This is a genomic window from Bradyrhizobium sp. S3.3.6, assembly GCF_040546905.1.
Classification (GTDB): Bacteria; Pseudomonadota; Alphaproteobacteria; order Rhizobiales; family Xanthobacteraceae; genus Bradyrhizobium; species Bradyrhizobium cytisi.
The window spans coordinates 306,351-325,194 of sequence record NZ_JBEPOT010000006.1; the positions used below are offsets into that span (position 1 = coordinate 306,351).

The following is an 18,844-nucleotide window of genomic DNA, read 5'->3' on the forward strand; positions in this document are numbered from 1 at the left end:
GTGAAATGTCCCTATTGCCAATCCGAGAATCTGGAGGGCGCCCTGATCTGCGCGTCCTGCGGGCGTGATGTTGCGGTTCCCGCGACGCTGATCGCCGAACGCGACGATCTCTTGCGCAAGCGGGACGATCTGCGTGCCGAATTGAGGCAGGCGAGAGCGGAGATGGAGGCGATCATGCAGCGCAGGAAGTCGCGCTAGCAATGGAATGTCCATTCTGCGCCGAAACGATCAAGGACGAGGCCATCGCGTGCAAGCACTGCTCGCGCGACCTGCGCGTCGTGCGGCCGACGCTTGTCGAGATCGAGGAGATCGTTGCCGAGCTCGACAAGCTCAGGCGCGATCTCGATCGGGTCAACATCCGGCTTGAACGACAGAGAAATCCGCTGCGATATTTCGGAACGCACGCGGTTCTCTACGTCGTTATTCCGTCGATGCTGCTGACGGTCACGCATTTTCTCGTGACGATCACGTTCAATCTCTCGCCGATCCCGCTCCGGATAGCGTCGATCATCGTCCCGCTTCTGTTCGGGCTCCTCGCATATCCCCTGCACAGGGTTTCCGCACTCGGCGCGTTCGTGCTGGCGTTCCTGGCTGCGACCATCAGCATCCTCGCGATGCTGACGGTCACCGGCATCCACGATGGCGTTCCGATCCTGCCTGCGGTGTGGGTCGAATGGCGCGAAGTGTTCGAATACGGTGCGAGCATCCTTCTCGCTTTCGTTTCCGGAAACATCCTGGGAGTCGTGATCTTCCAGGTCTTGCCGCGCGTGCTCAGCCAGGGAGGCAAACCGAACGCATTTGCCTTCAGGATGGCGCGTCTGCTCGGGCAGCATGTCGGTGAGGAGCAGCTCCGCCGCCGCGCCCGCCTGATTCAGGACCTGATGCAGACCGTCGGCCCGCTCGCAGGCGTCGCCGCAACGGCCGTTGGCTCGATCTATGCCGGCCTGAAGGGCTTGCTCGGATAGCTTGTTGCCAGTCGCCAAGGGCGAGATCCTCGCGCGATCAACGTCCGCGGCCGGCAGTCTTGCGCGCAGCGGGGCGAGGCTCGCTCCGATTGCGCTTGACCCGCTGCTTCCGAAGCTTCCCGACGAAATCCTTCAACGCGTCCGCCAGCGGCACTGACGCGCGATAGGCGAGCCCGACCTCGCGCCTGACCTTCACGTCGATCTCCCGGATGGCGACGTCAGGATGGCCCTTGGCGACGCCCTCCGGGACGATGGCGATGCCTACACCGGCTGCGACCAGCGCCATCGCCCAATCCTCCGATTGCGCGATCGCCGCGGAAGGGCGCCGTTGCGCGGTGCGACCGAAGAACGCGCTCTGCTCGCAATGGCAGCGGTCGATCATGGGGAATTCGGCGAGGTCGGCGGCGCGGAGCCGCGCCTTCAGCGTCAGCTGATGCGACGGCGGCAGTGCCGCGACATACCGCTCGCTCCAGAGCGGGACGAAATGCTCGTCATCTCCAAGCATGCTCTTCGCGATAATCCTTGCATCCGCGCGCTCGTCGTGGCCGACGAGCCGGAGCGCGATGTCGCTGCGTGACGTCAGCGGCTTCAGCAGCGCGATGGTCCGGGGCACGTCGAGCGTGCGCATCAGGCCGAGCGTCAGATTGGTCTTCGTGCTGGGTCTGCGGAACAGGCTGCGCGCAGTATCGGCCTCGTCGATGATGCGGCGGGCCAGCGCATGAAACTGCTCGGCCGAGGCGGTCGGCGCCACGCCCTTCTTGTGCCGGATGAAGAGCGTGGTGCCGAGCTCGGCCTCCAGATTGGTGATCGCGGTCGAGATCGACGGCTGCGACACGAAGCAGGTGCGCGCCGCGGCCGTCAGGTTGCGTTCACGGTAGACGGCGGCGAAGTAGCGGAGCTCGCGAATGTCCATAGTTCAAGCCTATATATAATATCAATATTCGATATTTTACCTATGGATAGGATAATGACAAGAACGCCCTGTTCACAAAAGGCGAGCGTCATCCATGAAAATCCATCATCTCAACACCGGCACGATGTGTCCCATGGGCCGGCGGCTGGTGAACGGCACCGGCGGCCTGTTCCAGCGCGCCCGCATGGTCTGCCATTGCCTGCTGATCGAGACCCGTGACGGCCTCGCTCTGGTCGATACCGGCATCGGGGTCGGCGATATCGCCACGCCCGAAAGGCTCGGGAAACGCTGGCTGCGGCAGACCGCGCCAAAGCTCGATCCGGCGGAGACGGCCGTGCAGCAGGTGAAGGCGCTCGGCTATTCGCCTGCCGACGTGCGCCACGTGCTGCTGACGCATCTCGACCGCGACCACGCCGGCGGCGTGCCCGACTTTCCCCATGCCGCGATCCACGTTCATCGCGCCGAATACGACATGGCGGTGCTGCGAAAGCCCGCGCCGCCCGAGGGGCGCTATGTCACCGGGCAATGGAGCCACGGGCCGAGCTGGTCTTTCTACGGCGAGGCCGGCGAGGACTGGTTCGGCTTCAAGGGCGTGCGCGCGCTCGGCGACCGGGAAGCGGACATCCTGATGATTCCGCTCGCCGGCCACACGCTCGGCCATTGCGGCATCGCGGTTCGCAGCGGTGACAAATGGCTGCTGCATGCCGGCGACAGCTATTTCCATCACGCCCAGCTCGACGCCTCACCGCGCGCGCCGCTGGTGCTCCGCTATTTCCAGCGCCGCGTCGACATGGATCGTAACGCCCGCATCGCCAATCAGGCCCGGTTGCGCGAGCTGAAGCTCAGCCACGGCAGCCGCGTGACGATCTTCAACAGCCATGATCCGGTGGATTACGAGACCTGCCGGTGCGGCGCGCATTGAGCAGCGCAGTCTTCCAGAGGCGAACCTTGCAGTGCAGCGGCGCCAAGGTTTTGAAACGCAGATCGGGCTTCGGACCGCCGGGCCGCAGCTATCGCGCTTCGACCACCTCGCCGTCCTCCTTCACGAAGCGGCCGACGGGATTGTCCAGGAGATCGACAACGGCCTCCGAAGGCCGGCACAAGCGCGTACCCTTTGGCGTCGCCACGATCGGACGGTTGATCAGGATGGGATGCGCGAGCATCTGGTCGATCAGCTCGTCGTCGGACCATTTGGGATCGGCGAGGCCGAGCTCCTTATAAGGATTGCCCTTTTCGCGCAGCAATGCGCGGACGGATATTCCCATCGCGGCGATCAGTTGCTTGAGCGTTTCGCGTGCCGGCGGCGTCTTCAGATATTCGATGACGACGGGCTCCACGCCGCTCTGCCGGATCATCGCCAGCGTGTTGCGCGAGGTGCCGCAATCGGGGTTGTGATAGATCGTGACGCTCATTGCAGGGGTTCCGTGATCGGGAGAGGGGCCGGCGCGCGCGAATGTCCGAGCAGCCAGTTCATCAACAGCAGGCCGGCGAACGCTCCGCAGAGTTCCGCGAGGATGAATCCGGGCAGGTCGGCGGGACGAATGCCCGAGAATGTGTTGGTCAGCGACCGCGCGATGGCTACCGCAGGATTGGCAAACGACGTGGAGGCCGTGAACCAATAGGCCGCGGTGATGTAAAGGCCGACCAGCCAGGGGACCGCCGTCCGCTGAAAGCGGATGCCGGCGAGGATCGTTGCGACCAGCCCGAACGCAGCGACGGCTTCGGCAAACCATTGCGGCCCTCCGGTTCGAACCTTGGTCGAGACATCGAGCAGGGGCAGTCCGAACATCAGATGCGCCGCCATCGTCCCCGCGATGCCGCCGGCGATCTGCGCAATCACGTAAAGAGCGGCCTCATTCACCGGCAGCTCGCGCTTGCCGGCAAACACAAGCGTGACCGCCGGATTGAAATGCGCGCCGGAGATCGGACCAAGCACCGTGATGAGCACGACCAGAATGGCACCGGTCGGCAAGGTGTTGCAGAGAAGCGCAAGCGCGACGTCCTTGGTCAGCGTCTCAGCCATGATGCCGGAGCCGACCACCGTGGTAACGAGAATGCCGGTGCCGAGCGCTTCGGCCGCAAGGCGCCGCGAAAGATCGAAATTGTCCATCAGCCGGCCTTGGGCGTCGGGTGGAGCACGCCTTCGAAGGCATCGATCAACCTCTGGTCAGGCACGGACTTTCCCCTTTCGCTTTGGAGAGCAGCAGGCTTGCAGGCTTTCGACGACCGGCTCGCAAACCTCCGGCCGACCGCCGCAGCAATCGCGCAGCAGGAAAACCGCGACATCGCGGAATTTGGCGAGGTTGGCGCGGTAGACGATCGACCGGCTGTGCCGCTCTGATGTCACGAGGCCGGCGCGCGTCAGGATCGAGAGATGGGCCGACAACGTGTTCGGCGGCACTTCGAGCAGGCGTGCGAGGTCGCCGGCCGCAAGGCCATCGGGCTCGTGCCCGACTAGCGCCCGGAACGCCTCCAGGCGGGTCGATTGCGCCAGCGCGGCGAGCGCGAGGACGGCTTCTTCTGATTCCATATATCCAGATTTATGGAATTATTGGCGAAGCGTCAATCCGGAAATCTCTTTGGTCGTGTCGAGGCGGGTTGCGGTTGTTCATGAAGCAGGTTCCTCCGGGCCAGGCGACCGGTTCGCTTGCTGTCGCTACTGGGCTCGGCACCACGCAAACCACGGCAAATCTGGCGCAATCGTGATGAATCGACGATTTGCACGGCTGCTGCTGACGTGCGAAAAGGGAACATGGGTCCGCTGAAGACATTCAAGTGGCTGATCGCGCTCGCGGTGGCGGCGGGACTTATGGTCGCGCCCTTGTCGTTGCCCGCCGTCGCTGCACCGCAGGCGGCAGCCGCTTCCGACAACATGCAGTCGATGTCGGCCGACATGCCCTGCTGCCCCGACCAGCAGAAGAGCACGGACTGTCACGACTGCCCGCTCGTGGCGATGTGCATTCTGAAGACGGCGCAGGCTGGACCGTCCATGGCCGCCGCCCTCCCGCTGCGGTACGCCGTCCGTACCGCCCATCTCGTCACGGATGACGTGCTTGGTGACGGCCTCGACCGTCCCCCTCCCGAGCAGCCACCTCGAACCCTGGCCTGAGCGGCGCCTTGGCGCCGACTGCATCCGTGCGCTTGCGCGCGCGGATGACGCACGCCGCCTCGGCGGCGGATTCCAGGACATCGAGGACACAGACAAAATGAAGACGTTTAGCTTCGCGCGCGCCGTCCGGGCGGCGTTGATCGCTGCCGCCATCGGCGGCACCAGCACGGCCGCATTGGCCGACATCAAGGACTACAAGTTCGAGCTCGTCGATCAGTCGGTTCAGACCGGGCCCGACAAGGTCATCACCGTCAGGCTTGTGAACACCAAGACCGGCAAGCCGGTACCGGATGCCGTGATCTTTGCCAGCCGCTTGGACATGGCTCCGGACGGCATGCAGGAGATGGCGACCAAGGTCACGCCCATGCCGGGGACGGAGCCCGGCACCTACCGCTTCAAGGCGACGTTGGGCATGGCGGGACGCTGGCAGCTTTCTCTGGGCGCCAAGATCCAGGGCGAGACCGGCAGCGTCGAGAACAAGCTCGTCATCACGGCGCAGAAATGACCCGCGCCCTCACTGCAAGCCTGGCCGCCGCGTTGATCGCGGCGGCGGGCATCGCATTCGTTCTCGCCAGCCCGCAGCGGCCGGCGGCGCGAGCGGTCGCCGTGATCGGCCCCGCTGCGGCCGAAGAGAGCGGCGCGCCGATCTATTACCAGGATCCGGACGGCAAGGCATCGTATTCGCTTGTGCCGCGAAAGACGTCGGACGGCCGGGACTACCGGCCCGTCCCCGCTGGCGCCGACATCAGCTTCGACGATGAGCAGGCGGCAGCCCCGCCGCCGGCGGCAACGGCCGGTGGCTCCGGAGAGCGCAAGATCAAGTACTACCGCAATCCCATGGGCCTGCCGGACACTTCGCCGATGCCGAAGAAGGACTCGATGGGGATGGACTACATCCCGGTCTATGAGGGCGACGACAGCGACGACGGCTCGGTCAAGCTGTCGCCCGGCAAGATCCAGCGGACCGGCGTCAAGTCGGAGCGCGCAGAGATGCGGGTGATCCGGACCATCGTGAGGGCGCCAGGCACCATCGCCCTCGACGAGCGGCGGATTTCCGTGATCGCCATGCGCTCGGAGAGCTTCATCCTCAAGGTCGCAGACGTGACGACCGGATCGCATGTGGCCAAGGGCCAAGCTCTGATGGAGGTCTACAGCCCGTCGGTTTCCTCGGCTGCGGCCGAGTACCTGACCACCATCACCTCGAAGACGACGGCGAGCGATGTTCAGTATGGACGCGGCTCCCGGCAGCGCCTGATGAACCTGGACGTGCCGGACGCTGCGATTTCGGCCATCGAGAAGAGCCGAACCGTACCGACCTCGATCGCGTGGACTTCGCCGCGCGACGGCATCGTGCTGGAGCGCAATGCGATCGAGGGCATGCGCGTGCAGCCTGGAGGGGTCCTGTTCCGGATCGCCGACCATTCGATGGTATGGGCCCTGATCGACGTCGCCGAACGCGACCTCGGCATGATCGCCAAGGGTCAGCCCGTCACGGTGAAGGCGCGGAGCTTTCCGGGCCGCGAGTTCACAGGAAATGTCCAGGTGATCTATCCCGAGATCAACAAGGAGACCCGGACCGCGCGCGTGCGGATCGAGCTGCAAAATCCGGACCTGATCCTGCTGCACGACATGTACGTCGACGCCGGGATCGACACCGGCAGCGGTGAGGCCGCTCTCACGGTGCCCGAGAGCGCCGTGATGGACACGGGCAGCCGGCAGGCCGTTTTCGTCGATAGGGGGCAGGGTCGGCTGGAGCCGCGCGAGGTCAAGCTCGGCAATCGTGGCGGCGGCTTCGTGGAGGTCCGGGACGGCCTTGCGGAGGGCGACGCCGTGGTGGTCTCGGCGAACTTTCTGATCGATGCCGAAAGCAACCTGAAGGCCGCACTGAAGGGCTTCGCGGAGGAAGCGCAGCAATGATCGCCCGCCTCATCGGCTGGTCCGCCCGCAACCTGCTGCTGGTGCTGTTCGGGACCGGCTTCGCGGCCGCTGCAGGGCTCTATGCGCTTCTGCATCTGCCGCTCGATGCGATCCCGGATCTCTCGGACACCCAGGTCATCGTCTACACGGAGTACCCCGGCCAGGCGCCGCAGGTGATCGAGGACCAGGTCACCTATCCGCTCACGACGGCCATGCTGACCGTGCCGAAGTCGAAGGTCGTCCGCGGCTTTTCGTTCTTCGGCGTCTCCTTTGTCTACGTCATCTTCGAGGACGGCACGGACATCTACTGGGCGCGCTCGCGCGTGCTGGAATTCCTCAACGGCGCGAGCGCACGCCTGCCGGCCGGCGTGACACCCACGATCGGTCCCGACGCGACCGGCGTCGGCTGGGTCTACCAGTACGCCGTCATGTCCAAGGAGCTGAACCTCGCCGACACGCGCACGATCCAGGACTGGAATCTGAAGTTCGCCCTCGCCAAGGCCGAGGGCGTCGCGGAAGTCGCCAGCGTCGGCGGCTTCGTCAAGCAGTACAACGTGATCCTCGATCCGCAGCGGATGCGCGACCGCGGCATCACCATGCAGAAGATGCGCGATGCCATCCGCGCCAGCAACGCCGACGTGGGCGGCCGGACGGTCGAATTGTCGGAGTTCGAGTACGTCATCCGCGGCAAGGGCTACATCAAGTCGATCAACGACCTCGGCGACATCGTGCTGAAGACGAGCAACGGCACGCCCGTGCTGCTGCGCGACGTCGCACGGGTCGAGCTCGGCCCCGACGAACGGCGAGGCATCACCGAGCTGAACGGCGAGGGCGAGGTCGCCAGCGGCATCGTGCTGCAGCGCTTCGGTCTCAACGCGCTGGAGGTCATCCAGAACGTCAAGAAGCGCTTCCAGGAGATCGCCTCGAGCCTGCCGAAGTCCGTCGAGATCGTGCCGGTCTACGACCGCTCCAACCTGATCTACGCGGCCATCGATACCCTCAAGCACACGCTGTTCGAGGAAAGCGTCGTGGTCGCGCTGGTCTGCATCGTATTCCTGCTGCACGTCCGCAGCGCGCTGGTCGCCATCCTGATGCTGCCGGTCGGCGTCTTGATGGCGTTCGGCGCCATGAAGCTGCTGGGCCTCGGCTCCAACATCATGAGCCTCGGAGGGATCGCGATCGCGATCGGCGCCATGGTGGACGCGGCCATCGTCATGATCGAGAACGCGCACAAGCATCTCGAACGCGCCGAACCGGGCAAATCCCGGATCGACATCCTGATTGCTGCTGCTTCAGAGGTCGGCCCGGCGCTGTTCTTCAGCCTGCTGATCATCACCGTCTCGTTCATGCCGATCTTCACGCTGGAATCGCAGGAAGGCCGGCTGTTCAGCCCGCTGGCGTTCACCAAGACGTTCTCGATGGCGGCCGCCGCGCTGCTGTCGGTGACGCTGGTGCCGGCGCTGATGGTGATCTTCGTGCGCGGGCGGATCGTTCCGGAGCACAGCAACCCGATCAACCGGTTCCTGATCTGGATCTACCGACCGGTCATCAAGGGCGTGATGCGGGCAAAGACTCTGGTGATCGTGCTCGCGCTGGCCGCCCTCGCGGCGAGCATCTGGCCCGCGCGCCAGCTCGGCACCGAGTTCATGCCGAACCTCAACGAAGGCACGCTGCTCTACATGCCGACCACGCTGCCGGGCATCTCCGTGACGAAGGCGGGCGAGCTGATGCAGGCCCAGGACCGGATCATCCGGTCGTTTCCGGAAGTCGCCTCGGTCTACGGCAAGGCGGGGCGCGCCGCGACCGCCACCGATCCGGCCCCGTCCGAGATGTTCGAGACCGTGGTCAACCTCAAGCCGAAGCAAGAGTGGCGCCCCGGCATGACCGTCGACGGTCTGATCGCCGAGATGGACAAGGCGCTGCAGTTTCCTGGCGTCTCGAACGCCTGGACCATGCCGATCAAGGCGCGCATCGACATGTTGTCGACCGGCATCAGGACTCCGATCGGCGTCAAGGTCATCGGCACCGACCTGGTCGAGATCGACAAGCTCGCAAAGCAGATCGAGCAGGTCCTCAAGGCGGTGCCGGGCACCTCATCGGCATACGCCGAGCGCGGCATCGGTGGCTACTATCTGGAGGTCACGCCGGACCGGACCGCGATGGCTCGCTACGGCATCATGATTCAAGACGTGCAGGATACGATCGCCACCGCGCTCGGCGGACAGACGGTGACCACGACGGTCGAAGGCCGGCAGCGCTTCACGGTCAACATGCGCTATCCGCGCGATCTGCGCGACAACCCACAGGCCATCGCCAACGACGTGCTGGTGCCGATGCCCGCCGGCGGTGCTGTGCCGCTCGGCGAGGTCGCAAAAGTCGCGCCGGCGCGCGGGCCGACCTCGATCCGGACCGAGAACGGCCAGCTCGCGACCTACATCTACGTCGACATCCGTGACCGCGACCTCGGCCGCTACGTCGCCGACGCGAAAGCTGCCGTGCAAGCCAGCATCCACTTCCCAGCCGGATACTACGTCATGTGGAGCGGCCAGTACGAATATCTGGAGCGGGCCACCGCGCGGCTGAAGATCGTTGTTCCGGTCACGCTGCTCATCATCTTCCTGCTGCTGTACCTGAACTTCCGATCTATGACCGAGACGATGATCGTCATGCTCTCGCTCCCGTTCGCGCTGGTCGGCGGGCTGTGGCTGATGTGGTGGCTGGGATTCAACTTGTCAGTGGCGGTTGCCGTAGGCTTCATCGCGCTCGCCGGCGTCGCCGCCGAGACCGGCGTGGTCATGCTGATCTATCTCAATCAGGCGCTGGCGGAGATCAGGTTCAAGCGCGGCATGGAAGGTCGTGCGCTCACCCGCGGCGACCTCTACGATGCCGTCATGGAAGGCGCGGTGGAGCGCGTACGTCCCAAGATGATGACGGTGGTCGCGATCATGGCGGGGCTGCTGCCGATCATGTGGAGCACCGGGACAGGCTCGGAGATCATGCAGCGCATCGCGGTGCCGATGATCGGCGGCATGATCTCCTCCACGCTGCTGACATTGATCGTGATTCCGGCGATCTTCGGCCTGGTGAAGGGCTTCGGACTGCCGCGCGACGACGGCCGGGCTCCACCGCCGGTCCGCAACCCGATCAAACGTCTCAAACCTGTTCCGGAGCCAGCTGAATGAGGTGAACCATGATGCAGGACATGATGCCGGGGATGATGTGGGCAATGGGACTTCTGTGGCTGCTTGCGATCGTCGTCCTGGTCCTCGCAGCCGCTGCGCTGATCAAGTATCTCCGTTCCTGAACATGCCGGTGTGAGGCCTCAGGAACGCAACGGCACGCGGGTTAGCTTTCGGACGCGCGCGTCGCCGGTGCGGGCTGGCCCGATCTCGACGCTCGGATATGCCGGCGTTTTGGTCTCAGCCCGGCCGATTGCGGTGACAGTGCACTAATTGCATGGATGAATAGAATGCACTGTCACCGAAATCGTTCGCTCTACAACGTCGGCGATCTCTCCGCCCAGGCCTTGGTGGCTTGGCAGATTTCCATCGCGCGGGCGTAGGCGGGCCGCGTCGTCGTCCGGGCGAGATAGGCACGCTCGACCGAGCCGGGGGTATAGTTGCTGGTTCGCAGACCAAGCAGGAGAGCGTAGCTCACTGAAATGTCGGCAGCAGTGAACCGGTCTCCGGCGAGGAATGGACGATTGGAGAGACGCTGGATGACCAATCCCAGCCGGCTCTGAAAGGTCTCTAGTGCCCAGCTTGTCACCCGGGCGTTTCGCTCTGCTTCCGGCGCGAGTGCGCGACCGACGAAGACGGCGTTCATTGGCCCGGCGAGCCCAGCCTCTCCCAAATGGAGGAATTGCAGATAGGCGGCGAAAGCCGGATCATCCGGGGCGACGGCGAGCGGGCTCGGCCCGCGGCGGGCGAGCAGGTATTCGAGGATCGCGATCGATTCGACCATGATCGTCTCGCCGTCCTGTAGCGCCGGGATAAAGCCGGCGGGGTTGATCGCAAGAAAATCGGGATCGTTCTCGACGGCGAGCAGATCGACCGGGCGCAGCCGATAAGCCAATCCCATTTCCTCGAGCAGCCAAACGACACGGAACCCACGACCTTCACCATAGACAGTGAGCATAATTGAGCGTCCTCACGTTGGCTCAAACGCTTTAATTCGCACGAGCGAGATTACTACATGCTGCTATCGCTCGGACAGTGCGTAGGGCGGATTAGCGTCAGCGTAGTCCGCCATTTCACTCTGAGACGATCAACCGACGCGACCGCGGGACGCGGCCCGCGGTGCCCCATCAACTGACATGTAGCTGCACCGCGTCTACGGAAGCGATGCGCCAAAATCAAAAGAGCTTCTATGGATTTGCGAGGTCGCAGAAGTTATGCTGTGCAACTCACAAGTTCCCTGCCTGGCGGTGAAGACGAAGGATGACCGACGACGACATTGAGATACGTCGCCTCGCCCGGGAGGATGCTGTCCTCTATCGAGACATTCGACTGGAGGCTCTCCAAGCCAACCCGGAAGCGTTCGGTAGCACCTTCGAGGTTGAAGATGCCCAGCCGCTGAGCTTGTTCTCGGACCGGCTCGGCAGCTCTATAGTGCTCGGCGCGTTCCGCGATGCAGAACTCCTCGGCATTGTCGGCTTTGCTGTCCAACAGGGCCAGAAGGAAGCTCACAAAGGCACGCTTTGGGGAATGTACGTTCGACCATCCGCAAGGAATGCCAAAGTCGGTCGACGTTTGGTCGAAGCGATATGCAATCTTGCCCGTCAGCAGGTTGAGCTGATCCAGCTCAGCGTTGTGGTGGACAATCAACATGCGCGGAGTCCTTACGCGAGATTGGGCTTCCTCGAGTACGGCGTGGAGGAGAACGCGTTGAAGCAAGCTGGCCGCTACTACGACTCAGTTCTTATGGCGAAGGATCTCTCGCGGCCCTGAGTTATTTTGCAGGGCAATCGCATATGGTGTGCACGATGCGGCGGCATCGGCAGTGGGCTCCCTCTCCCGCTTGCGGGGAGGGCGGGGTGGGGGTGTCTCCGCGTCGGGATTGGTGAGGATTGCGGTGAACGTCCCAGCGTGGTGAGAACCCTCACCCGCCGCGCTCGGGACGATGCTTCGCATCGCCCAGGGCGCGTCGGCCTCTCCCACAAGCGGGAGAGGCGGAGCAAGCTCGCGGACTATTCCGTGAAATCCATATGCGATAGCCTGCTGGGCAACGGTAGGCATCCTCTCATCATGGCAGTCTCCGTTCCCGCATGAAAAAACCCGCGGTGGATTTCTCCGCGCGGGTTTCTACGAATTTCTGATGATGCCATTCTGCCAGTGTTTTGCCCGACGTGTCAAAGCGAAGTTTTGCGCCGGGCGAGTGCGGCCCATCCGCTGATGAGCGCTCAAGCATGATCCGGACAAGTGCGAAGCGGTTTTCCGGAAGGATCATGCTCCAAACAACAAGGGCCCAATGATTTCAATAACCCGGCTACTGTGCATGGGGTTGTTTTCAGCTTTTGTCTTGAGGGCGTCTCAACGCCCGCGCGTCAGCGCCGGCCGCGCGGCGCCTCGGCCTTGGCGGGCGCTTCGGTCTGCGGTGCGCAGGTGGCGGCGTTAAGCGTCGCCTGCGCCTGCGGCATCAGGCCGGGCTCGGCGGCCAGCGCCTTCATCACGATCAGGCCGGTGGTCGCAGGGGAATCGATGATCAGGCGGTCGGCCGCGGTGATCTCCTCGTCCTCGGGCAGGGCGTCGTGCTGCGCTTCCGTCATCAGGTCGAGCTCGATCACCTTCTTGCCGGCCGAGCGGTCGTTGATGGCGTAATAGGCGATCTCGTTGCGGGTGTAGAACGACACCGACGTATAGGACTGGCTCACCGGCACGGTGAGCTTGAGCGGCCCGCCCGAGAGATCATAGCGGCAGATCGCCAGCGCAAAGGCCGGGTCCATGAACGGCATCGGCGAGGTGTTGGGATCCGCGAGCGGAAGCTGCGTGACGCTGTTGAGCCTGGTCATCGGCGTCAGCCGCGAATAGGCGTCCTGGGTCGCGATGCGCGGCAAGGCCAGCACGCTGACGAGATGGACCACGAGGCCCAGCACCACGGATTACGGTGAGCACGTCACCCCAATAGCAACAATGATCTGGCCTACCATTGCCATTCTTGAGAGCTAGCGTCAGCTCGTCGTATTGGTCGAATTTGGCGGCCAAATTTGATCGAGAATTATGCAAACGACGATGATCGCACCAGATACGTAAAAACAACCCTGGAGCAAAAATAGCAGATCGCTTAGATTTTGAGTGATATAGATTACGACGTTTTTGACGACATAAGGGACGGTTCGACCGGAAGAAAGATCGGGCTGCCGCGGTGAGTCGAAGTACAATAACTCGATCATTGCGCGCAAAGCTATTGTGGCGGCAAGCGATAGCAACGCTCCAGTTAGGACAGCCCTTCTGATTTTTCTCATTGAAGGCCGCTCTGTCGGTTCTCTGCTATTTGATGAGCCAGGTGTTTGTAACGCCTGCAGAAACAGATGCACCAAGTCCGGCACCTACAGTCACGCCGACCCCGGAGACCTGTCCGTTCGCGCTCGGCCCTCTGGTGTAGTCCACGGATCCGCCGAAACCAGCGCCACCGTGGGCGCTAGCGTTCAAGAACGGGCCGGTTAGGTCACTAATGGTCTTAGCATTCGTCAGCCAGATATTGACGCCCGCATCCACACTGGCTCCGAACGTCACCCCACCGCCAGCAAAACTATAGAGGCCAACATTACCTTGGGTATCAATCGCTATGCCCAATCCCACAGGGACGTTAAATCCAAACGGAAGGCTTACGCTTCCTGCGAAACCAAACTGAAACGTGTAGAGTCCTAGCGGATCCGCGCGGTTGAGTGGATCATTGCTAACATAAGCATAGAGGTTGGCACGATTGCTCGTTCCATTGCTACCCGGCTGCGGGTTGTCCGTAAGAGTTCCTAGGGGGTCAGGCTGCATAAAGCGCCCCCAAGCGGGATAGTACATACGTGCGCGGTAGTAGTAGAGCCCGTTGGTCTCTGAGTCGATGCGCTGGCCGGTATAGCCAAACGTTCCGGCGATGGTGGCATTCGCACTCTTGCCATAGGGCAGGTAGTTCTGCCGCGTGAATATCCCCGTTCCCGAATCGAGCGTCGCCAATACCGAGCCCTGGATATCCGGAATCATCGTCAGTCGTGCATTGCCAACGATATCCGTCTGATTCAGCACATCGTTGGTGCCAGACCCGTAAGCATACCAGCGCAGCACCGCCCCAGTCGATCCGTCATAGTCCAGCACGATGCGATTGTCCGCGTCAGCAACCGAGATCGTCGTGCTGAGGCTGGCCGTCTTGGACTTGCGTCGACCCTGGGAGTCGTAGGCGTAGGTCGCGGTGTTGCCGCCACTGGTCGCCGACGTGAGGCGGTTCTCGGCGTCGTAACCGTACGTGAAGGTACCGTCGCCGGTGAGATTGCCGTTGGCGTCATAGCTGGGCGCGACCGCGCCTACGATCACGTATTGATTGGCGGCGTTGCTGCCGTAGTTTACCTGGCTCGGTGACGCGGGAGGATAATACCACCAGCTGTTGTCAGTCACCGTCTGGGCAGTGCGTTGGTTTGCACTGTTGTACGTGTGTGTGAATGTTACATTGCTGGGGGCGGGAACGGTGAAGGTCTGGGCCGGATTCCAATTCACGCTCGCCAGCCGATTGATCTGATCGTAGCTGTAGGAGGTGATGTAGGACACCGGCGTACCCGGCGACGGCGGTACTGCTGCCGTGATCGCTGCGCTGTTGTCGATTATGCTGGTCTTGCGCCCCGCGAGGTCGTAGCGAAACCAGACGGCCGGCGACGCCGAACTGGTCGCGGCGCATGCGGTCGACGAGGTTGCGATGGTCTTGGTGCAAACCCGGTTGAGCGTATCGTATGAGAAACTGATCGTGCCGCCCGCGCGCGTGGTCCGGGCGAGCACGTTGTCGTCGGCGTCGTAGCTGCTGGCCTCTGTCGGATGGGTTCCGGTGCTGCCGATCGGATACGTGATCAACGACAACCGGTCGAAGCCATCATAGGTATAGGTTGTGGCGTTGCCGCGAGCGTCGGTAAAGCTCGCCAGTTTGCCGTTTGCCGTGTAGGCATATTGTTCTGCGGCATTACCGGTGTTGTCGACGACTTTCGTGAGGTGGCTCAGCGCATCGTAGCTGAAGCTCATCACGCGACCGAAGCTGCGCGATATCGGCTGAGTTACCGATTGTAGCCGGTCGTCCAGATCATAAGTGCTGGTCGTCGTATTGCCATTGGCATCGGTAACCGATTTGACCTTGCCAGTTGGCGTATAGCCAGTTCGGGTGACCTGATTGCCTCCTGCGTTGGTGCGCGTCACCGAAATCAGGCGTCCGTCCGCGTCGTAGCCATTGCTTGTCTGGATCAGGCTGGTACCGAAATCGAACGGCGCTGGTGCGGTGGTCGCTAGCAGGCGCCGTGCCGCATCGTAAGTCATTGTTGCCGTGCGGCCATTGGGATCGGTCTTCCCCACGAGATTACCGATCACATCGTAATCGTAGCGCGTCGTGAGGTTGAGGTGGCCGCTTCCGTAGTCCGCAACCGATGCAATCAGATTCTCAAATGAATCGTACTGAGAGCTCGTAACGGTGCCGGTCGGATCCGTGGTCAGAATGAGTTTCCCGTACGCGTCATAAACCGACGTTGTCGTCGCATTCAAATGCGGCGCGAAACCTGCGTCAGCGACGGTCTGGATCAAGTTGCCCTTTTGGTCATATTGAGACGTGGTGATTAGACCAAGAGGATCGGTTGCCGAGGCGACCTTGTTGAACTTGGGATGATATGTAAAGCGCTGCGTGGTCGATGGAAGGGGCGAGACTGGCTTCTTATTGCGCGTGATAGTCGCAATGTTGTTGGCCCAGGCATTGACGAGGGCGTCATAGGTGTAAGCCAAATTGTTGCCTTCAGGCATCGTGGTGGAAATAAGCCGGTCGAGCCCGTCGTAGCGGCTGGTCGTGACACGATCGAGCCCTGCGATGTCCTGAATGTCAAATTGCACTTTGCCGCGCGGATTATAGTAAAGGACATGGCGAGTACCCAAGGGGTCATCTTCTTCGCTGCGGTATCCGGCAAAATAGTAATTCCATCGGGCACCGTTCGCGTTAGCTTGGCTCGCAATCCGCCCCAGCGTGTCATAGGTATTGGTAACGAAAGCCGACCCTTGCAAAGATGGATAAAAGATTTGCGTGAGTAAGCCCGGGCCTGCGCCCTGACCCGTGTACGAAAGTGTGGTGAGTTTTCCCGTCGGGTCGGTGTAGGAGCTGAGATTATTTTGCCCGTCATAGGTGTAGGAAATTGCGCGACGTGCACCATCGTTGACCGAGGCAATCTGGTTGGAGGCATTATAGCTGAGAGTTAGCGAACGGCCGAGATTGTTGGAGATGGATGTCAGCTGCGGTGGCGTCGCGCCGTTGTACGCAAAGCTCACGTTTACGCCCGACGGGTTGTTCCAAGCAGCGATACTTCCATTCGTGTTAAAAACGAACGCAGCACTGTCCTTGTTTCTGAGAGTGTAGATACCGCCGGAGAGGGCAAGCCTATCGCTGGAGCCTAACTGCGGATTGTAACTCCCGTCCGCCAACCGTATGAACTGCTCATTCTGCGAGCCCATGGAGATGTTGACGGTGTTATTGATCAACTGATCCATGAACCAGCGTTGGGACAAGCTGGCGATTACAAGCTTGCCAAGGGGCTTTGTAGCGTCGCTGAACAGGTCTTGCGCGACATAGATGGCGGCGATGGCCGCCGCTCCATCGATTGGAGAATCCTGACCAAGCCCTTTGAGGCCGTCACTGTTAACCGTTGCGCTAATGGCAAAATTATGGGTCCAGCCATGTCCGAGCGGACCAGCGTTGTAGCGACTGTTGGAGGTATAGGAACGGCTAAATGTTAGACCGTATGGAAAGCTATCGGAACCGAACGCGATGTCGTCGTGATCGTAGAGGTATGCGCCGGTTGAAAGATCAATGGGGTCCCGACTTACGAACTGTGTCGGAGGAGGAAGCGGCGGAGTGGTGTTCTGGACCAGCTGCACGAAATCCGCTGGCGAGATTGATTCGTCGGGATATCCTCCTTTGAGATTCGAAGATATTCTATAGGTGATAGTCTTCGTTCCTGCTGCGCCTACTCCGATCCCGAGGTATCCGACGCCCGTCCAACCGTTTTGTGTGATGTCACCTCTTTGCGGCAATATTACGCGGAACCCATTGTTAATGTATGTGTTCTGGATTGTATTGAGATCGGCAGCACCATAGTTGCTCAGCAACGGCTGAACCGTCGACCAGTTGCTAGAGGTCGCGTCATAAATGACAAGATTGGAGCTGTTTGCAATGTCCAGCAGCTTGACAGTCGACACCGCACCAACGTTCTGCTTTGATAGATTTTGATCCAGCGTACCCCACTCGAGAGCGCTTGAATTTCCGCCGATGGTGAAGGCCGCGGTATCGACACGATTTGTATCGTTCGTAAGGCTAGAGATGCCGGCGAATTCACCGGGCATGTCGATGTATGGTCCCGTTACTTGGCCGACGACCCCAACCGCAGAATGTATCACGGTCGTTGAACCGACGATGCGGTCCACTACTTCTCGATTACCCGAAACTTGAGCCAACCAAGCGTAGCCGATCATATTTAGCGTTTCGCCAAGCACCGCTTCCGAATTGACACTGCCTCCGGCTGCTTGATTTGCCTGAAGCTGCTGGCGGTGGAAGTCGAGCATGCCCCGGCCGGTAAAATCCCAGCCGTTGACGATGGCGTAGGTGAAACCGTTGCCAGCCTGTACAACGTTTTGGAACGTGAAGATGTTGGTATAGTTTACGCCGCCAGACGAACCGCAGGCTGCGCTCGCGCTTCCCGACGTGGCAAAGCAAAATGGAAAGTCGACGCTGTACGTTATCGTTGCGGCATTGGCGGTCCCGGTTCCTTGCAGGACGCCATCGAGATAGAGCATCGGCTGCGCGGCGGAATTGTAGACAATGCTTAGCCGATGACCATAAATTTGATCGGCGTAGTAGGTTTGATCAACGCCGCCGACCTGAATTTCAATCGCTGTTCGATACAGGCTGGGAATATCACCGGTCCATACTTGAGGTGTATCTCCAGGCGTCTCGTAAGGCAGGGTGGTGCTTGGCGAATAAGGTTGCGTGATCGGCTGAATGTACTTCCCGCCAATCACATCCTTGAGTGTGGCGGCCGGCAAGTTGGATTTGATAAAGCTTACAAGGTTGTTCGCATAGCCTGTCAGGGCGTTGTTGATATTGGCGCCGTTCACCGACTGAATGGAATTTGAGGTGATTGTTGAACCGCTCTCAGCAAGCGAGAGGAAGCTCGATTGACTATAGTTCATCGCGGAAGCGAGATTGATGCCGGCGGTGAGCGTAGTGTAAGTCTTAAAGCTGGGGTCGAAGACGAAGGTCTGCGTGCCCAACGATCCACCTGTTGCTGATACCCAAACGTGAGGTAGATTCGCGGCCGAAAACGAGACGTTGCAATTCGGGATCGAAATCGGAAAACCACCTTGCCGCATTAAATTTGCGAACGGGCAGGCGGTGCTGGTGTCTATTCCGAGCCAGTTGTTGAGTTGGGCGATGGAGAGGGTGATGCTGCCATGGATGTAGTTTGCCGTGTATCCGGACTGGCGCAGCAAGGCAACCATCAGCGCAGCTTGGTCAAAATCATTACCGCGACCGTCGAGAAGGGCTCCGAAAGCTCCCTTCTTGACTCCATAGATTGGACTATAATCGATATTCGAATAGACGTATTCGTAAATGAGGTTCACGTCGTACTTGAGAGCGCGTGCCAACTCGGGGATCGAGCCCGGAGCGGGTACACCTGGTTGTGCTATTAGCGTAGGGCTTGCACTACTGGCTGCCGTC

General features: G+C 61.4%; 15 protein-coding genes. 8 read left to right on the forward strand and 7 right to left on the reverse strand.

The genetic code is table 11. The features are described from left to right. Window positions 1–198 carry a TFIIB-type zinc ribbon-containing protein gene (locus ABID59_RS20015; protein ID WP_354084485.1) on the forward strand — a complete coding sequence of 66 codons (198 nt, stop codon included), beginning with the start codon at window positions 1–3 and terminating at the stop codon, window positions 196–198. A gap of 2 nt (window positions 199–200) precedes the next feature. After that, the gene (locus ABID59_RS20020; protein ID WP_148752019.1) at window positions 201–965 is read left to right on the forward strand and encodes a hypothetical protein; all 765 of its coding nucleotides are present in this window, start codon (window positions 201–203) and stop codon (window positions 963–965) included. Between the two features lie 37 nt (window positions 966–1,002). On the opposite strand, the gene ABID59_RS20025 is transcribed toward ABID59_RS20020, so the two are convergent. Further along, window positions 1,003–1,878, reverse strand: coding sequence for a LysR family transcriptional regulator (locus tag ABID59_RS20025; protein WP_354084486.1), 876 nt, complete (start codon window positions 1,876–1,878; stop codon window positions 1,003–1,005). Between the two features lie 94 nt (window positions 1,879–1,972). Between ABID59_RS20025 and ABID59_RS20030 the strand changes: the two genes are divergently transcribed. Continuing rightward, window positions 1,973–2,800: an MBL fold metallo-hydrolase gene (locus ABID59_RS20030; protein WP_148752017.1), complete on the forward strand. Its 828-nt coding sequence runs from the start codon at window positions 1,973–1,975 to the stop codon at window positions 2,798–2,800. Between the two features lie 88 nt (window positions 2,801–2,888). Here ABID59_RS20030 and arsC read toward each other — a convergent pair whose 3' ends face one another. From arsC to ABID59_RS20045, 3 genes are read right to left on the reverse strand one after another with little or no spacing between them, the layout of a single operon-like run. Then, window positions 2,889–3,290, reverse strand: coding sequence for an arsenate reductase (glutaredoxin) (arsC, locus tag ABID59_RS20035; protein ID WP_354084487.1), 402 nt, complete (start codon window positions 3,288–3,290; stop codon window positions 2,889–2,891). After that, window positions 3,287–3,988, reverse strand: coding sequence for an aquaporin (locus tag ABID59_RS20040; RefSeq protein WP_354084488.1), 702 nt, complete (start codon window positions 3,986–3,988; stop codon window positions 3,287–3,289). Before ABID59_RS20040 ends, arsC begins: the two co-directional genes overlap by 4 nt. Before the next feature lie 57 nt (window positions 3,989–4,045). Next, window positions 4,046–4,408: an ArsR/SmtB family transcription factor gene (locus ABID59_RS20045; RefSeq protein WP_354084489.1), complete on the reverse strand. Its 363-nt coding sequence runs from the start codon at window positions 4,406–4,408 to the stop codon at window positions 4,046–4,048. A gap of 222 nt (window positions 4,409–4,630) precedes the next feature. Here ABID59_RS20045 and ABID59_RS20050 point away from each other — a divergent pair, with 222 nt between their 5' ends. From ABID59_RS20050 to ABID59_RS20065, 4 genes are all read left to right on the forward strand, one after another. Further along, window positions 4,631–4,987 (forward strand): hypothetical protein, encoded by a 357-nt coding sequence (locus ABID59_RS20050; RefSeq protein ID WP_354084490.1) that lies wholly within the window; start codon window positions 4,631–4,633, stop codon window positions 4,985–4,987. A 97-nt stretch (window positions 4,988–5,084) separates the two neighbouring features. Further along, entirely contained in the window at window positions 5,085–5,492 is a 408-nt protein-coding gene (locus tag ABID59_RS20055; RefSeq protein WP_354084585.1) for a FixH family protein, read from the forward strand. Continuing rightward, complete coding sequence (locus tag ABID59_RS20060; RefSeq protein ID WP_354084491.1) at window positions 5,489–6,904, forward strand: efflux RND transporter periplasmic adaptor subunit; 1,416 nt, start codon at window positions 5,489–5,491, stop codon at window positions 6,902–6,904. The genes ABID59_RS20055 and ABID59_RS20060 overlap by 4 nt, the downstream gene beginning before the upstream one ends. Next, a complete protein-coding gene (locus ABID59_RS20065; RefSeq protein ID WP_354084492.1) occupies window positions 6,901–10,086 on the forward strand; it encodes an efflux RND transporter permease subunit in 3,186 nt (1,061 codons plus the stop codon). The genes ABID59_RS20060 and ABID59_RS20065 overlap by 4 nt, the downstream gene beginning before the upstream one ends. Before the next feature lie 313 nt (window positions 10,087–10,399). Here the strand turns inward: ABID59_RS20065 and ABID59_RS20070 are convergent, their stop codons facing one another. Further along, the gene (locus tag ABID59_RS20070) at window positions 10,400–11,041 is read right to left on the reverse strand and encodes a glutathione S-transferase family protein (protein WP_354084493.1); all 642 of its coding nucleotides are present in this window, start codon (window positions 11,039–11,041) and stop codon (window positions 10,400–10,402) included. Between the two features lie 302 nt (window positions 11,042–11,343). On the opposite strand from ABID59_RS20070, the gene ABID59_RS20075 reads away from it, so the two are divergent. After that, window positions 11,344–11,853 carry a GNAT family N-acetyltransferase gene (locus tag ABID59_RS20075; protein ID WP_354084494.1) on the forward strand — a complete coding sequence of 170 codons (510 nt, stop codon included), beginning with the start codon at window positions 11,344–11,346 and terminating at the stop codon, window positions 11,851–11,853. Window positions 11,854–12,449: 596 nt separating this feature from the next. Here ABID59_RS20075 and ABID59_RS20080 read toward each other — a convergent pair. Further along, window positions 12,450–13,001 carry a DUF1254 domain-containing protein gene (locus ABID59_RS20080; protein WP_354084495.1) on the reverse strand — a complete coding sequence of 184 codons (552 nt, stop codon included), beginning with the start codon at window positions 12,999–13,001 and terminating at the stop codon, window positions 12,450–12,452. 391 nt (window positions 13,002–13,392) lie between these two features. After that, window positions 13,393–18,747: an RHS repeat-associated core domain-containing protein gene (locus ABID59_RS20085; protein WP_354084496.1), complete on the reverse strand. Its 5,355-nt coding sequence runs from the start codon at window positions 18,745–18,747 to the stop codon at window positions 13,393–13,395. Between the last annotated feature and the right edge of the window lie 97 nt (window positions 18,748–18,844).

What these genes read in the sequence shown, in the direction of transcription:
- ABID59_RS20060 (WP_354084491.1), top strand. Translation starts at nt 5,489, where the DNA reads ATGACCCGCGCCCTCACTGCAAGCCTGGCCGCCGCGTTGATCGCGGCG.
- ABID59_RS20055 (WP_354084585.1), top strand. Translation starts at nt 5,085, where the DNA reads ATGAAGACGTTTAGCTTCGCGCGCGCCGTCCGGGCGGCGTTGATCGCT.
- ABID59_RS20025 (WP_354084486.1), bottom strand. Translation starts at nt 1,878, where the DNA reads ATGGACATTCGCGAGCTCCGCTACTTCGCCGCCGTCTACCGTGAACGC.
- ABID59_RS20075 (WP_354084494.1), top strand. Translation starts at nt 11,344, where the DNA reads ATGACCGACGACGACATTGAGATACGTCGCCTCGCCCGGGAGGATGCT.
- ABID59_RS20070 (WP_354084493.1), bottom strand. Translation starts at nt 11,041, where the DNA reads ATGCTCACTGTCTATGGTGAAGGTCGTGGGTTCCGTGTCGTTTGGCTG.
- arsC (WP_354084487.1), bottom strand. Translation starts at nt 3,290, where the DNA reads ATGAGCGTCACGATCTATCACAACCCCGATTGCGGCACCTCGCGCAAC.
- ABID59_RS20050 (WP_354084490.1), top strand. Translation starts at nt 4,631, where the DNA reads ATGGGTCCGCTGAAGACATTCAAGTGGCTGATCGCGCTCGCGGTGGCG.
- ABID59_RS20030 (WP_148752017.1), top strand. Translation starts at nt 1,973, where the DNA reads ATGAAAATCCATCATCTCAACACCGGCACGATGTGTCCCATGGGCCGG.
- ABID59_RS20045 (WP_354084489.1), bottom strand. Translation starts at nt 4,408, where the DNA reads ATGGAATCAGAAGAAGCCGTCCTCGCGCTCGCCGCGCTGGCGCAATCG.
- ABID59_RS20020 (WP_148752019.1), top strand. Translation starts at nt 201, where the DNA reads ATGGAATGTCCATTCTGCGCCGAAACGATCAAGGACGAGGCCATCGCG.
- ABID59_RS20040 (WP_354084488.1), bottom strand. Translation starts at nt 3,988, where the DNA reads ATGGACAATTTCGATCTTTCGCGGCGCCTTGCGGCCGAAGCGCTCGGC.
- ABID59_RS20065 (WP_354084492.1), top strand. Translation starts at nt 6,901, where the DNA reads ATGATCGCCCGCCTCATCGGCTGGTCCGCCCGCAACCTGCTGCTGGTG.